Here is a 13,885-nt window from a genome sequence, read left to right as displayed (position 1 = left end):
CGAGGACGGCTACCGCAACCCCGTGCCCGGGGAGCTGAATCCCCCACTTGTGGACACCTGCAACAAATTTGCATCATAATCAGCCAATTCCACCCAACGGTGCAACGTCTTCACCGGCCCGGCTGTCTCATCCACAAGGGAACCGCCCTCAACTGTCTGGAGCACGTCATGCGAACGTTAAGGAAATCAGCCATCGCGGTTGCGTTAGCGAGCGTCCTGCTCGCGGGTACGGCGGGAGCGGCCACTGCCGCGACCCCGACGGCGGCCAGGCCCGCCGCCTGCTCGACCCATTGGGGCAGCCTGCTCAAGTCGGCCCCGGACTCGGGCATCGCACCACTGAAGAACATCAGGACCGGCCGTCACGCCTGCTTCGACCGCATGGTCTTCGACGTCCCCGCCGCGACGGGCAAGGTGGGCTACCACGTCGGCTACGTCGACGCCTTCCACCAGGACGCCTCCGGCAAGCTGATACCGGTCGCAGGGGGCGCCATCCTGGAGATCTACGTGTCCGCGCCGAGCCACGACGCCGCCTACCGGCCGACCTATCCCGCGAAGGCGGCCAAGCCCCTGCCGGGCGTGAACCTCGCCGGTTACAAGACGTTCAGGGACACCAGGTTCGGGGCGAGCTACGAAGGCCAGACCCAGGTCGGTCTCGGCGTCCGGGCCAGGCTGCCGTTCCGGGTGCTCCAACTCGAAGACCGACTGGTCGTGGACGTCGCCCACACCTGGTGACGACGCCCTCCTACGCCTCCCGCAGCCGTCCGACCCGCTCCCCGGTCCGCGTCTCGATCTCCGCCGCCACCTCGTGGAGCAGCTCATGGCTGACTCCGCTCAGGGCCCGGGCGACCGCGAGTTCGTCGCCGATATGAGGGATGTCCTGATCGGTGCGGTTGCGGTGGGCCGTGCCCTCGCCGACGAAGAGTTCGGCATTCTGGCCGCGCAGGCGCGCCTCGGCCTGGGTGGTGCGATCGCTCTCCGTGATGACGATCTCGATGTTCCACTTCTTCGTACGCATCAGAAGCCACCTCCGTCGAACCCGCCGCCGCCGAATCCGCCTCCGTCGAAGCCTCCGCCGCCGAAGTCTGAGGCGTTGAAGTCACCGCCGGAGACATCGCCGCCGCTGAAGTCGCCGAAGTCGCCGCCGCCGTACTCGGCCGCGTACGCCGGGGTCGACAGGGCGCTGCCGAGCAGCGTGCCCACCAGCAGGCCCGGCAGGAGGCCGCCGCCGAAGTAGCCGCCGGCCCAGGGGCCGTAGGCGGGGCCCGCCTCCCAGTAGGGGCGCGGGCCGGACTCGGTGTCGACCTGGCGGGCCAGGGGGTCCTTGCCGTCGGCGAGACGGGCGGCATCGGCGGCGCAGACGGGGACCTCGCGGGCGGCACCGCCGGCGGGCATCCAGGTCCTGTCGGCCGTGGACGGGCCGTGGCGGGGGTCGAAGAAGCACGGCGCACGGCGCTCGGGGAGCGGTGCGCCCTCTCGGCGTGCGGCCAGGACCGCGAGGGAGTATCGGCCCGCCTCCAGCGCCTCGGTGACCTGGCGTACGTCGTGCGGGTGCTGGGCGGAGGCCATGGCGGACTTGGCCTCGTCGTAGGAGTCGAGGGCGCGTTCGTAGTCGGCGCGCATCGCGTCGTCGGCGCCGCGCTCGGAGGGGTGGAAGTCGAGCCGGTCGAGCTCCTCGCCGTACGCGGTGATGTCCTCGTCCACCACGACCCGCAGCTTCTCGAGCGCTGCCCGCTCCTCCTCGGCCCGGCGGCGGCGGTTACGGCGGACGACGGCGTACGCGCCCGCGCCGCCCGCGGCGAGGACCGCGGCGAGGGCGATCAGCTCGGCGGGGTTGCCGACGGTGCCGGAACCGGATCCGGAGCTCCAGGAGGCCGGGGCGGCGCCGCGGACGGTCGGCAGCGACTGGTCGACGAAGTTGTTCAGCTGGGTCGCGGCGTCGGCGCCGGGGGTCTTCACCCCTGCCACGACGTTCTGTACGGCGTTGGCGGGCATCACGGTGCGGTCCGCGCCCGCGTTGAAGCCGTCGCCGAGCCGGATCCCGTACAGCCCGGTGATCCCGGTCGCGGTGCGCAGATCCCGCAGGACGCTGTCGGCGGGGAAGGCCGGGCTCTGCGGCAGTACGGCGATGAACACCGGCTTGTCCGCGGCCTCGATCTTCTGCTCCAGCGCCTGCTCATCGGCCTCGGACAGTTGCGCCCGGGCACCCGGGTCGACGTACACGGGCCCCTGCTTCAGGGCCGCGGCCGCGTCGGATATCCCGGTGGCCTTCGCCCCCGCGCCGGGAGCCAGGGCCAGCAGCAGAAACAGCGCCAGCCCGGCGAGGGCCGACAACAGGGTGAACGGCCTGATCCTCATGGTTTGACGCTACCCGAGCGGAAGAAATATGGACATACTCGCCGGTCAGGGATGGGGGCCGCTCAGGACGAGCGGGCCCGCCGCGGGCGGCGTACGCCGGGACTCCCTGTGCCGGGGCCTACGCCGCCGGCTCGACGCCCGCCCGCAGCAGCCCGTAGGTGTATGCGTCCTCCAGGGCCTCCCAGGACGCCGCGATCACGTTCTCCGCGACGCCGACCGTCGACCACTCGCCGCCGCCGTCGCTCGTCGTGATCAGGACGCGGGTGGTCGACTCGGTACCGTGGCGGCCTTCGAGGATGCGGACCTTGTAGTCGACCAGTTCCAGCTTGGCGAGCTGCGGGTAGATCCGCTCCAGGCCCACCCGCATGGCCCGGTCGAGGGCGTTGACCGGGCCGTTGCCCTCGGCGGTGGCGACGATGCGCTCGCCCTTGGCCCACAGCTTGACCGTGGCCTCGTTGGCGTGGGTGCCGTCGGGGCGGTCCTCCACGATCGCGCGCCAGGACTCCGTACGGAAGTAGGTGCGCGGCCTGCCCTCCGCCTGCTCCCTCAGCAGCAGCTCGAAGGAGGCGTCGGCGGCCTCGTACGTGTAGCCCCTGAGCTCGCGCTCCTTGACGCGCTCGACGACGCGGCCGACCAGCTCGCGGTCGCCGCCGAGGTCGATCCCGAGCTCCTTGCCCTTGAGCTCGATCGAGGCGCGGCCCGCCATGTCGGAGACGAGCATCCGCATGGTGTTGCCGACCTGCTCGGGGTCGATGTGCTGGTAGAGGTCCGGGTCGACCTTGATGGCGGAGGCGTGCAGTCCGGCCTTGTGGGCGAAGGCCGAGACACCCACATAGGGCTGGTGGGTGGAGGGCGTCAGGTTGACGACCTCGGCGACGGCGTGCGAGATCCGGGTCATCTCCTGGAGCGCGCCCCCGGGCAGCACCTTCTTGCCGTACTTCAGCTCCAGCGCGGCGACCACGGGGAAGAGGTTGGCGTTGCCGACGCGCTCGCCGTAGCCGTTGGCCGTGCACTGCACGTGCGTGGCGCCCGCGTCGACGGCGGCCAGCGTGTTGGCGACGGCGCAGCCGGTGTCGTCCTGGGCGTGGATGCCGAGGCGGGCGCCGGTGTCGGCGAGGACGGTGGCGACGACGGCCTGGACCTGCGCGGGGAGCATCCCGCCGTTGGTGTCGCACAGGACGACGACGTCGGCGCCGGCCTCCGCGGCCGCCCGGACGACGGCCTTCGCGTACTCCGGGTTGGCCTTGTAGCCGTCGAAGAAGTGCTCGCAGTCGACGAAGACGCGGCGGCCCTGGTCCCGCAGGTAGGAGACGGTGTCGCGGACCATCGCCACGTTCTCGTCGAGGGTGGTGCGCAGGGCGAGCTCGACGTGCCGGTCGTGGGATTTGGCGACCAGCGTGATGACCGGAGCCCCGGACTCCAGCAGGGCTCTGACCTGCGGGTCCTCGGCGGCCGCTCCGCCCGCCCGACGGGTGGCGCCGAAGGCGACGAGCTGGGCGTGCCGGAACTGGATCTCGTCGCGGGCCCGGGCGAAGAACTCGGTGTCCCGGGGGTTGGCGCCGGGCCAGCCGCCCTCGATGAAGCCCACGCCGAACTCGTCCAGGTGCCGGGCGATGGTCAGCTTGTCCGCGACAGTCAGGTTGATGCCCTCGCGCTGGGCACCGTCGCGCAGCGTCGTGTCGAAGACATGGAAGCTGTCGTCGGGCCTGGCGTCAGTCGTGGTCATGGCGTGATGACTCCTGTCGGAAGAGTGGCTCCGGAACTGCTGGCTCCACTTGCCCCCATCTTCGCGCGTCCCGTTTCGGGCCGGGGTGGGGCCGCAAAACGAAAAAACCCCTCGCGGGTGCGAGAGGTCTGCGCGCGGGTCTGAGGCACGGTGCCACTGCCGCGAGGGATGCTGCCACGGTCAGTGGTCACTGCGGACCGGCGCGCTGCTGCCGATAATCATGGCGAATGCGAGCACGGTGGCAGTCTGCCACAGGAGCGTGACACTACGGACACCGGTCTCACCATGCGGGCACACCCGCGGCGGCCGACGGGGCGGCTACAGCAGCGCGTCCTCGATGAACTCCCGTACGTGGGCCAGAACCTGGGCCCGGCTCGCACCAGGTATGCCGACCGCCACATGGACGCTGAAGCCGTCGAGCAGGGCGCGCAGCCGGGCGGCGAAGCGGTCGGGGTCGACGGCGCGGAACTCCCCGTGCGAGATGCCCTCGGCGAGCAGCGCGACGAGGTCCCGGTGCCAGGCGCCCTCGATCGCGGCCTGGCGGGCGCGGGCGTCGTCCCCGGCGTTCTGCGAGCGATTCCAGACCTCCAGCCACAGGGTCCAGTGCGGATCGCGAGGCCCGTCGGGCACATACAGATCGACGTATGCCTCCAGCCGCTCGCGCACGGGCGCCGGCCGGGACAGCAGCGCGCCGCGCTCGGCGCCGAGGCGGCCCTCGCTCCACTCCAGGGTCTGGAGCAGCAGTTCGTCCTTGGTGCGGAAGTAGTAGAGCAGGTGCCCGCTGCTCATCCCGACCTGCCGCCCGAGCCCGGCCATGGTCAGCCCGTCGAGCCCGCGCTCGGCGATGGTCGCCATGGCGGCGGCGAGGAGCTCCTCGCGGGGCGGGGCGACGTTGCGGCGCCGGGGGGTCGATGCGGTCACCCGTACGTTGTACCCGACCGGCCTCCGGACGGGCCCTTCCGGAGCCCCTGCGGAAGGCGCTCCGGCGACGGGCGGGCCCTGCGCGCTCAGACCTTCGGCTGCTGCTGGGTGATGCAATGGATGCCTCCCCCGCCAGCGAAGATCGCCCGCGCGTCCACGAGGGTCACCGTCCGCTCCGGGAAGAGCCGGCGGAAGATCCCCGCCGCGATCTCGTCGTTCGGGTCGCCGAACCCGCACAGCACCACACCGCCGTTGCAGAGGTAGTGGTTGATGTACGAGTAGTCGACCCACTCCCCCTCCTCGTCCTTCAGGACCGTCGGCGCGGGGACCTCGACGACCTCCAGTGCGCGGCCACGGGCGTCCGTACTGCCGCGGAGGAGGTCGACGTACGTCCGGGAGCGCTCGTGGTCGGGGTGGGCCGGGTTCTGCTGGCTGTGGACGACGACCACGCCGGGGTGGGCGAAGGCCGCGACGATGTCGACGTGCCCCTGGGTGCCGTACGTGCCGTAGTCGCCCGTCAGTCCGTGCGGCAGCCAGATCGCCTTCGTCGTGCCGAGCCGGGCGTGGATCTCGGCCTCGACCTGCTCTCGGGTCCGGCCGGGGTTGCGGCCCGCGCCGAGCTGGACGGTGTCGGTCAGCAGGACCGTGCCCTCGCCGTCGACGTGGATCGCGCCGCCCTCGTTGACCAGGTCCGAGGAGTGCACGGGGACGTCCAGCAGCTCCGCGACATGGCGGGCGATCTTGGAGTCGTTCTCCCAGCGGGCCCACTCCTGGGCGCCCCAGCCGTTGAAGACCCAGTCGACCGCGGCCAGGCCGCCCCGCCCGTCGGTGACGAAGGTGGGGCCGATGTCGCGCATCCACGCGTCGTCGAGCTCGCGCTCCACGAGGTCGACGTCCCCGCCGAGCAGTTCACGGGCGCCCTCCCGCTGGCCGGGGCCGACGACCATGGTGACCGGCTCGAAGCGGCGTACGGCGCGGGCGACGGCCGCCCAGGCGGCACGCGCCTCGGCGAGCTCCTCGGCGTTCGTGAAGGTGGGGTTGGGGCCGGGCCAGGCCATCCACGTGCGCTCGTGGGGGGCCCACTCGGGCGGCATGCGGAACGTCATCACAGGTCCTTGGATAGGGAGTTCAAGGGGTCGAGGGAACCTCGAAGGAGCCGGCGGAGCCAGCGAAGTCAGGGGAGCCGGCGAAGCCAGAGGAGTCAGAGGAGCCGGCGAAGCCAGAGGAGTCAGAGGAGTCAGAGGAGTCAGAGGAGTCAGAGGAGTCAGAGGAAGTAGAGCCGGTTCAGGGACATGGACTCGACCGGGTCCGAGCGCAGCGGATCCCCGTCCAGCGTGACCAGTCCGCTGTGCGCGTCCACGGCCACGTCGCCGATCCGGGAGTTGAGGAGCAGGTCCCCGGGGCCGATGCCCCGGGTGCCCCGCACACCGACCCGGCGTCGGCGCGTGGGCATCCGGTCGTTGCCGAGCGCCGCGGCGGCCTGGGAGACGAAGGCGACCGAGATGTCCGCGGGGGTCGCGCCATGGGCGCCGAACTGCGGGCCGAGGACCAGCGGTTCGCAGGTGTCGGTGGCGGCGTTCGGGTCGCCGGTCACCCCGTACGCCGGGAAGCCGGCCTTCAGTACGAGCTGCGGCTTCGCGCCGAAGAACTGCGGCTTCCACAGGACGATGTCGGCCAGCTTGCCGGTCTCGATGGAGCCGATCTCGTGCGCGAGTCCATGGGCGATCGCGGGGTTGATGGTCAGCTTCGCCATGTAGCGCAGCACGCGCGCGTTGTCGTCGTGGGCGCCGTCGCCCTCCATCGGGCCCAGCTCGGCCTTCATCTTCCCGGCCATGGCGAAGGTCCGGCGCACGGTCTCGCCCGCGCGCCCCATGCCCTGGGCGTCGGACGAGGTGATGCCGATCGCCCCCAGGTCGTGCAGGACGTCCTCGGCGCCCATCGTCCCGGCGCGGATCCGGTCGCGGGCCATGGCCGCGTCACCGGGCAGGTCGGTCTTGAGGTCGTGGACGGAGACGATCATCCCGTAGTGCTCGGCGACCGCGTCCCGGCCGAAGGGCAGGGTCGGGTTGGTGGAGGAGCCGATGACGTTCGGCACGCCCGCCATCTTCAGCACGTTCGGCACATGGCCACCGCCGCAGCCCTCGATGTGGAAGGCGTGGATGCTCCGGCCGTCGAGGACGCGCAGGGTGTCCTCGACCGACAGGCATTCGTTGAGGCCGTCGCTGTGGAGGGCGACCTGGACGTCGTACTCCTCGGCGACCCCGAGGGCGGTGTCGAGCGCGCGGGTGTGGGCGCCCATGTCCTCGTGGACCTTGAAGCCGGACGCACCGCCCTCGGCGAGCGCCTCGACGAGCGGGGCGTCACCGGAGGACGAGCCGCGGGCGAGGAAGCCGATGTTGACGGGCCAGGCGTCGAACGCGTTGAACGCGTGCTTGAGCGCCCAGGGCGAGTTGACGCCGACGCCCCAGACAGGGCCGAACTCCTGCCCGATGATCGTCGTGACGCCCGACGCGAGGGACGCCTCCATGATCCGGGGCGAGAGCAGATGCACATGGGTGTCCACGGCGCCGGCCGTGGCGATCAGTCCCTCCCCGGAGACGATCGATGTGCCGGTGCCGACGACGACGTCCACGCCGTCGAGGGTGTCCGGGTTCCCGGCGCGGCCGATCCCGGCGATGCGGCCCTCGCGGATACCGACGGACACCTTGCGGATGCCCTGCACGGCGTCGATGACGAGGACGTTGCTGATGACGACGTCGCAGGTCTCACGGACCGCCGCGGCCTTGAGGTGCAGTCCGTCGCGGGCGGTCTTGCCGAAGCCCGCGAGGAACTCGTCGCCGGGCTTCTGGGAGTCGGACTCGACGCGGACGACGAGGCCGCAGTCGCCGAGGACGACGCGGTCCCCGGCGCGCGGGCCGTGCACGCTCGCGTACTCGTGCGGGTCGATGCGGGTCATCGGTCCTCCTCGTGCGGTGCGGGGGCGGCGCCGAGGTAGCCGCAGGCGGCCGCCCTGCGCAGGGCCTCCTGCCTGGCGCCAGGCGCGTCGAGCGGGCCGTCCACGAGGCCCGCGAAGCCGATCGCGATCCGGTCGCCGCCGATCGGCACGAGACCGACCTCGGCCTCGCCATCCGGATCGAAGCGGACGGAGGAGCCGGCGGGGACGCACAGCCGCATGCCGTAGGCCGCGGCGCGGTCGAAGTCGAGGCGCGGGTTGGCCTCGAAGAAATGGAAGTGGGAGGTGACGCTGACGGGCACGGCGGCGGTGTTGCGCACGGTCAGCCGCACCTCGGGCAGCGGCTCGGGGTCCGCCGGGCCGGGCAGTACGGCGCCGGGCGCCGCGTCACCGAGGCCGCCGCCCCCGATGGGGTCGGAGACGACCGCGAGCCGGGAGCCGTCGTCGAAGACGGCCTCGACGTGGACCTCGGTCACGACGTCGGCGACGCCGGGGAGGACGTCGTCGGGGCCGAGGACGGAGCGGGCGGCCTCGATCGCCTCGGCGAGACGGCGTCCGTCGCGGGCCGCCTCGCAGACGGTGTCGGCGATCAGCGCGGTCGCCTCGGGCACATTGAGCCTCAGCCCGCGGGCGCGCCGGGCCCGGGCCAGCTCGGCGGCGCCGAAGAGCAGCAGCCGGTCGCGCTCGGTCGGGGTCAGTCGCACGTCACCACGCCTCCGTCCAGATCCTCTGCGGCTCCCCCGGGGGGCGCACCGCCACGGAATCCTGAGTCCGATTCCAGTCGTTTGAATGACACTCTAACCGTCTACGTCCCACGCGGAAAGCATTGACCGGTGATCGACATGGCGAGGACTTAGAGCGACGCTCAATTCATCGCCTCCGAACCTACGGAGAGCCCGATGCCGATCGAACCGGCGCGGACACCGAGCTCCGAACCGGCCGGTAACATCGTGGAGGCCGTGGACCGACGGCAGTTGGAGAAAACACGGGGGAAGTACGGGGAGGAACGATGGAAGAGGCCGCGCTGCTGATGGGCAGGGCCGTCAAGGGGATCGCCGGCCTGGCCTGCGCCTTCGGCGAGTTCCTGGCCGCCTTCGCACCGGACGGCTCGTCCAGGTCCGGCAAGGGCGACAAGGTCCGGCAGGCCCGGCAGGCCCGGCAGGCCCGGCAAGGCGCCGAACGAAAGCGCGGGCGCGGGCTGAGCCGGGGGCGCTGACCTCGCCGACCGGCAGCCGAAGGTGACGGGAAGGCCCCCACGCGCGGCGCGCGTGGGGGCCTTCCTGCGTCCCGGTGGGACGTCCCGGTCCTGCGCCCGGTCCTGCGTCCCGGTGGGACGTCAGCCGATGACGTGGACCCAGCCGTGCGGGTCCTCGGCGGCGCCGGTCTGGATGTCGAGAAGCCGCTTGCGCAGCTCCAGCGTGACCTTGCCCGGCTCGCCGTTGGCCTGCGACCACTCGCCGCCCGCGGACTTGACCGTGCCGACGGGGGTGATCACCGCGGCGGTGCCGCAGGCGAAGACCTCGGTGAGCGTGCCGTTCTCGGTGTCGCGCTTCCACTGGTCGATGGAGACCCGGCCCTCCTCGGCCTCGTAGCCGAGGTCGCGGGCGAGCTTGAGCAGCGAGTCGCGGGTGATACCGGCGAGCAGCGAGCCGGTGAGCTCGGGCGTGACGATCCTGTCCCCGTACACGAAGTACAGGTTCATACCGCCGAGCTCCTCGACCCACCGGTGCTCCACCGCGTCGAGGTAGGCGACCTGGGCGCAGCCGTGCGCGGCCGCCTCGGCCTGGGCGAGCAGCGACGCCGCGTAGTTGCCGCCGGTCTTGGCGAAGCCGATGCCGCCGGGGACGGCGCGGACACGGTCCTCGGAGAGCCAGATCGAGACGGGCTTGACCCCGCCGGGGAAGTACGGACCCGCGGGGGACGCGATGACGAGGAAGAGGTACTCGTTGGCCGGCTTCACACCGAGGCCGACCTCGGTGGCGATCATGAACGGCCGCAGATAGAGCGACGCCTCGCCGCCGTGCGCCGGGACCCACGCCTTGTCCTGCTGGACCAGTGCGTCACAGGCCGCGACGAAGGTCTCGACCGGCAGCTCGGGCATGGCCATGCGGTGGGCCGAGATCTGGAAGCGCTTGGCGTTGGCCTCGGGCCGGAAGGTGGCGACCGAGCCGTCGGGCCTGCGGTACGCCTTCAGCCCCTCGAAGATCTCCTGCGCGTAGTGCAGCGTCATGTTGGCCGGGTCGATGGACAGCGGCGCGTACGGGGTGAGCTGAGCGTCGTGCCAGCCGCGCCCCTCGGTCCACTTGATCGCCACCATGTGGTCGGTGAAGTGGCGGCCGAATCCGGGGTTGGCCAGGATCGCCTCGCGCTCCGCGTCCGACAGCGGGTTCGAGGAGGGCTTGAGCTCGATCGTGGTCGTCGTCATGTCTGCGTGTCCTTCACCGTGTGTTTGTGACGGACCGCCTTCACGCCTCTCCTAGGACGTCCGAGCTTTCCCGCATGATGCGGCCCCACGTCCGATTATCGCAGTGCGTGGGGGCCGGAGCAGAACGCGGCGGAACGGCGTGAATCGCGGCCCATGGCTTGATGGTGGCACCCGGAGGCCGCACAGGAGAAGCCGCCGGGCGCTGTGCGACCCGGCGGCTTCGAGGTTTCGAGCTTCGAGGATTCGAGATCCGAGGTTCGAGAGCCTGGGGGTCCCCCCAGGCCCTTGGGCTCTGAGGGAGGGTCAGCCCGCTACTCGTACGGCGAGCGCGTCGCCGGTCTCGTCGGTGCTACGGGTGGTGCTGCCATCGCGTTCTGCCAGGTCGGCGGCGACGGCGTCCTCGATGCGGGCGGCCTCGGTCTCGTAGCCGAGGTGGCGCAGGAGGAGGGCGACGGACAGGATCGTGGCCGTCGGGTCGGCCTTGCCCTGGCCCGCGATGTCGGGCGCGGAGCCGTGGACGGGCTCGAACATGGACGGGAATTCACCCGTCGGGTTGATGTTGCCGGAGGCGGCCAGGCCGATACCGCCGGTCACGGCAGCGGCGAGGTCGGTGAGGATGTCACCGAAGAGGTTGTCGGTGACGATGACGTCGAAGCGCTCCGGCTGGGTGACGAAGAAGATCGTCGCGGCGTCGACGTGCAGATAGTCGGTGGTGACCTCGGGGTACTCCTGGCCGACCTTGTCGAAGATGTTCTTCCACATGTGGCCCGCGTAGACGAGGACGTTGTTCTTGTGAACCAGCGTCAGCTTCTTGCGGGGGCGGGAGTCGGCCCGCTCGAACGCGTCACGGACGACGCGCTCGACACCGTACGCCGTGTTGACGCTGACCTCGGTGGCGACCTCGGCGGGCGTACCGGTGCGCAGCGAACCGCCGTTGCCGGTGTACGGGCCCTCGGTGCCCTCGCGGACGACGACGAAGTCGATGTCCGGACGGCCCGCCAGCGGCGTCGCCGTGTTGGGGAAGAGCTTCGAGGGGCGCAGGTTCACGTAGTGGTCGAAGGCGAACCGCAGCTTCAGGAGCAGACCGCGCTCCAGGACGCCGGACGGCACGGACGGGTCGCCGATCGCGCCGAGCAGGATCGCGTCGTGGTGCCTGAGCGCTTCGAGCTCCGCGTCCGGGAGGGTCTCCCCGGTGCGGTGCCAGCGCGTGGCACCGAGGTCGTACTCCTTGGTCTCCAGCTTCACATCCTCAGGGAGAACGGCCGAGAGGACCTTGAGGCCCTGGGCCACGACCTCCTGGCCGATGCCGTCACCGGGGATCACTGCGAGATTGATGCTGCGAGACATATCCGCACCGTACCCCCCGTCCCAGCGAATGACATGGGACGTCCACCATGCGGACGCACGTCTCGTCAACAAGGGCTACACGGACGGCGCGCAGACGGCGTGGCTGGACAGGAGGCTCGGCGAGCTGCGCGCGCGGCCCGAGATCGACTTCGTGGTCGTCTTCTTCCACCACTGCATGTACTCGACGTCGACCCACGCCTCGGACGGCGGTCCGCGCGACGCATGGCTGCCGCTGTTCACCCAGCACCAGGTGGACCTGGTGATCAACGGCCACAACCACGTCTACGAGCGCACGGACGCCGTCAAGGGCGGCGAGGTCGGCAAGCCCGTGCCGATCGGAGCGACGACCGACCCGACGCGGGACGGCATCGTGTACGTCACGGCGGGCGGCGCCGGTGTCGACCTCTACGGCTTCGGGCTCGGCGTGGAGGACAGCTACGAGGGCCAGGTCCATGACCACGACCACATCGTGACGTTGACTGGACGAAGCTGCGACCGCCCGACCCGACTGTGCTTGATCCAGACGTGGTCGAGTGGTCGCGCGTGCGCTACACCGGCTTCTCCTTTCTCGCGGTCGAGGCGGAGTCCGGTGCGAACGCACGGCTGAAGGTCTCCGCGCTCGCCGAGAGCGGCGAGCGCATCGACTACTTCGAGGTCAAGCGCGGTCAGTGAGCCCGGGGCTCAGTGGCCGGTCTCGCCGCCGTTGTCCCTGCGGTCAAGGGCTCGCTGCAGGGCGGCGGCGGCGTTGGCGGCGGCGCTCTTGCGGTCGGACTCGCTCGTACGGGACGTGTGGCGGACGCGGCGGCGGAGGGTCGTCGTCTCGGACATGGTGATCGACTCCTTGAGATCACAAACGATCGAAGGCGCCGGAAGGGGCGGGGAGCCGCGGGCCGCAGGGATTGCCTGCACGGGGCACCGACTCACGACCGCCATTCGCTTGATCGAGCGAGACGTTCGGCTCCTACAAAACTACGGGAGTCCGGCCGCTCTGTCTCCACAGTTAGTCGGACTTCCTACTATCTGAGACGCGATCTTGGAAAAGTGCAGGTCGGGGGTGCGCCCTCCATCCGGCCGCACCCCCGACCGCATCAGTACACGTTGACGCCGTACGCGGCCAGCGCCTCCCGCACCGGCTGGTGGATGGCGGAGCCGTTGGTCCCGGTGCAGCCGGAGCTGCCCGAGTGGATGCCGAGGGCGACCGAGCCGGCGAAGTGGGCCCCGCCGCTGTCGCCGCCGGCGGAGCAGGCGGTCGTACGGACCATGTTGTAGACGGGTCCGTCGCTGTAGTTGACCGTCACGTTGACGGCGGTGACCGTGCCGCTGGTCACCTTGGTGGTCGAGCCGCTCTTCTGGATCGACTGGCCCACGACGGCGTCGGCCGCGGACGTGATGTCCTGGTAGCTGCCGTTGTAGAGGTTCACATGGCCGGACGGGGCCGAGCCGTCGGTGTAGCGGACGATGCCGTAGTCGTTGGTCGGGAAGCTGGTGCCCTCACGGACACCGATCACCGAACCTCCGGACGCGGCCGCCCAGTTGGCGCTCAGGTTGGTGCAGTGGCCGGCGGTGACGAAGTAGCGGTTCGAGCCGGCGGAGACGTTGAAGGCGGCCGAACAGCGGTAGCCGCCGCCGTAGATGGCGTCGCCGCCCGCCACCTCGCGGTGGAAGGTGCCGGGTACGCGGGCGATGCGCACGGCGCCGTCGAGCGAGTCGGCGACCCGGTGCAGCCGGGCCAGGTCGCGGGCCGAGACCGACTCGTCGGCCTCCACGGCGATCTGGTTGGTGCGGGGGTCGATGCCCCAGGAGGTGCCGGTGATCTTGGCGCGGGACTCCAGGGCCGCCATGGCGGCCTCCAGCAAGGCGGCGCTGCGCCGCACCCGCTCGGGCGTCGCACCTGCCGCGCGGACGCGCTCGGCGGCGGCGTCCGTGGTGACGGTGACGACGAGCTTCCCGGTCGCCCGGTCGAGGTAGGTGCCGGCGCTGTCGGTGCCCAGCTGCCGTTCGACCTGGGTGTTCAGCGCGTTGAGCGGGAGCGGGGCGGGAGTCGGCTCGGGCGCGGCGCCGGCGGGGGCGGCACCCAGCCCGAGCGAACCGGCGACGAGCAGGGCGGAAAGACCTATGCGCGCACGGGTGGTGCGTCTCATGGGAGGGGTCTCCTTCG

Annotated in this window: 13 protein-coding genes and 1 pseudogene; 3 read left to right on the top strand and 11 right to left on the bottom strand. The window is 71.2% G+C overall.

Going from position 1 to position 13,885, the window contains the following annotated elements; translation table 11 throughout:
- Positions 1-168 precede the first annotated feature (168 nt).
- Positions 169-732 (top strand): hypothetical protein, encoded by a 564-nt coding sequence (locus KK483_RS25645; RefSeq protein WP_262007583.1) that lies wholly within the window; start codon positions 169-171, stop codon positions 730-732.
- Positions 733-742: 10 nt separating this feature from the next.
- Here the strand turns inward: KK483_RS25645 and KK483_RS25640 are convergent, their stop codons facing one another.
- From KK483_RS25640 to ureA, 7 genes are all read right to left on the bottom strand, one after another.
- The gene (locus tag KK483_RS25640; protein ID WP_262007582.1) at positions 743-1,015 is read right to left on the bottom strand and encodes a DUF1876 domain-containing protein; all 273 of its coding nucleotides are present in this window, start codon (positions 1,013-1,015) and stop codon (positions 743-745) included.
- Positions 1,015-2,355 (bottom strand): hypothetical protein, encoded by a 1,341-nt coding sequence (locus KK483_RS25635; protein ID WP_262007581.1) that lies wholly within the window; start codon positions 2,353-2,355, stop codon positions 1,015-1,017. Before KK483_RS25635 ends, KK483_RS25640 begins: the two co-directional genes overlap by 1 nt.
- Positions 2,356-2,473: 118 nt before the next feature.
- The gene (gene cimA, locus KK483_RS25630; RefSeq protein WP_262007580.1) at positions 2,474-4,081 is read right to left on the bottom strand and encodes a citramalate synthase; all 1,608 of its coding nucleotides are present in this window, start codon (positions 4,079-4,081) and stop codon (positions 2,474-2,476) included.
- Positions 4,082-4,399: 318 nt separating this feature from the next.
- Positions 4,400-5,002, bottom strand: a complete 603-nt coding sequence (locus tag KK483_RS25625) for a TetR/AcrR family transcriptional regulator (RefSeq protein WP_262007579.1) — start codon at positions 5,000-5,002, stop codon at positions 4,400-4,402.
- An 86-nt stretch (positions 5,003-5,088) separates the two neighbouring features.
- Positions 5,089-6,108, bottom strand: coding sequence for an agmatine/peptidylarginine deiminase (locus KK483_RS25620; RefSeq protein ID WP_262007578.1), 1,020 nt, complete (start codon positions 6,106-6,108; stop codon positions 5,089-5,091).
- A gap of 158 nt (positions 6,109-6,266) precedes the next feature.
- Positions 6,267-7,958, bottom strand: coding sequence for an urease subunit alpha (locus KK483_RS25615; protein ID WP_262007577.1), 1,692 nt, complete (start codon positions 7,956-7,958; stop codon positions 6,267-6,269).
- Complete coding sequence (ureA, locus tag KK483_RS25610) at positions 7,955-8,659, bottom strand: urease subunit gamma (RefSeq protein ID WP_262007576.1); 705 nt, start codon at positions 8,657-8,659, stop codon at positions 7,955-7,957. Before ureA ends, KK483_RS25615 begins: the two co-directional genes overlap by 4 nt.
- Positions 8,660-8,964: 305 nt before the next feature.
- Here ureA and KK483_RS25605 point away from each other — a divergent pair, with 305 nt between their 5' ends.
- Positions 8,965-9,171, top strand: coding sequence for a hypothetical protein (locus KK483_RS25605; RefSeq protein WP_262007575.1), 207 nt, complete (start codon positions 8,965-8,967; stop codon positions 9,169-9,171).
- Between the two features lie 120 nt (positions 9,172-9,291).
- Here KK483_RS25605 and KK483_RS25600 read toward each other — a convergent pair whose 3' ends face one another.
- Together KK483_RS25600 and KK483_RS25595 are read right to left on the bottom strand one after the other, a co-directional pair.
- Positions 9,292-10,380 (bottom strand): branched-chain amino acid aminotransferase, encoded by a 1,089-nt coding sequence (locus KK483_RS25600; RefSeq protein WP_262007574.1) that lies wholly within the window; start codon positions 10,378-10,380, stop codon positions 9,292-9,294.
- A 303-nt stretch (positions 10,381-10,683) separates the two neighbouring features.
- Positions 10,684-11,727: a 3-isopropylmalate dehydrogenase gene (locus tag KK483_RS25595; protein ID WP_262007573.1), complete on the bottom strand. Its 1,044-nt coding sequence runs from the start codon at positions 11,725-11,727 to the stop codon at positions 10,684-10,686.
- Between the two features lie 67 nt (positions 11,728-11,794).
- On the opposite strand from KK483_RS25595, the pseudogene KK483_RS25590 reads away from it, so the two are divergent.
- Positions 11,795-12,399 (top strand): annotated as a pseudogene (locus tag KK483_RS25590) (metallophosphoesterase family protein); the annotation flags it as partial.
- A gap of 9 nt (positions 12,400-12,408) precedes the next feature.
- Here the strand turns inward: KK483_RS25590 and KK483_RS25585 are convergent.
- Together KK483_RS25585 and KK483_RS25580 are read right to left on the bottom strand one after the other, a co-directional pair.
- Complete coding sequence (locus KK483_RS25585; RefSeq protein WP_262007572.1) at positions 12,409-12,555, bottom strand: hypothetical protein; 147 nt, start codon at positions 12,553-12,555, stop codon at positions 12,409-12,411.
- A 260-nt stretch (positions 12,556-12,815) separates the two neighbouring features.
- Entirely contained in the window at positions 12,816-13,868 is a 1,053-nt protein-coding gene (locus KK483_RS25580; protein ID WP_262007571.1) for a S1 family peptidase, read from the bottom strand.
- Positions 13,869-13,885 lie beyond the last annotated feature (17 nt).

The sequence above is a fragment of the Streptomyces sp. FIT100 genome (assembly GCF_024584805.1).
Classification (GTDB): Bacteria; Actinomycetota; Actinomycetes; order Streptomycetales; family Streptomycetaceae; genus Streptomyces.
Note: the sequence above shows the minus strand (reverse complement) of the source record. Positions and strands in the feature narration are given on the sequence as shown.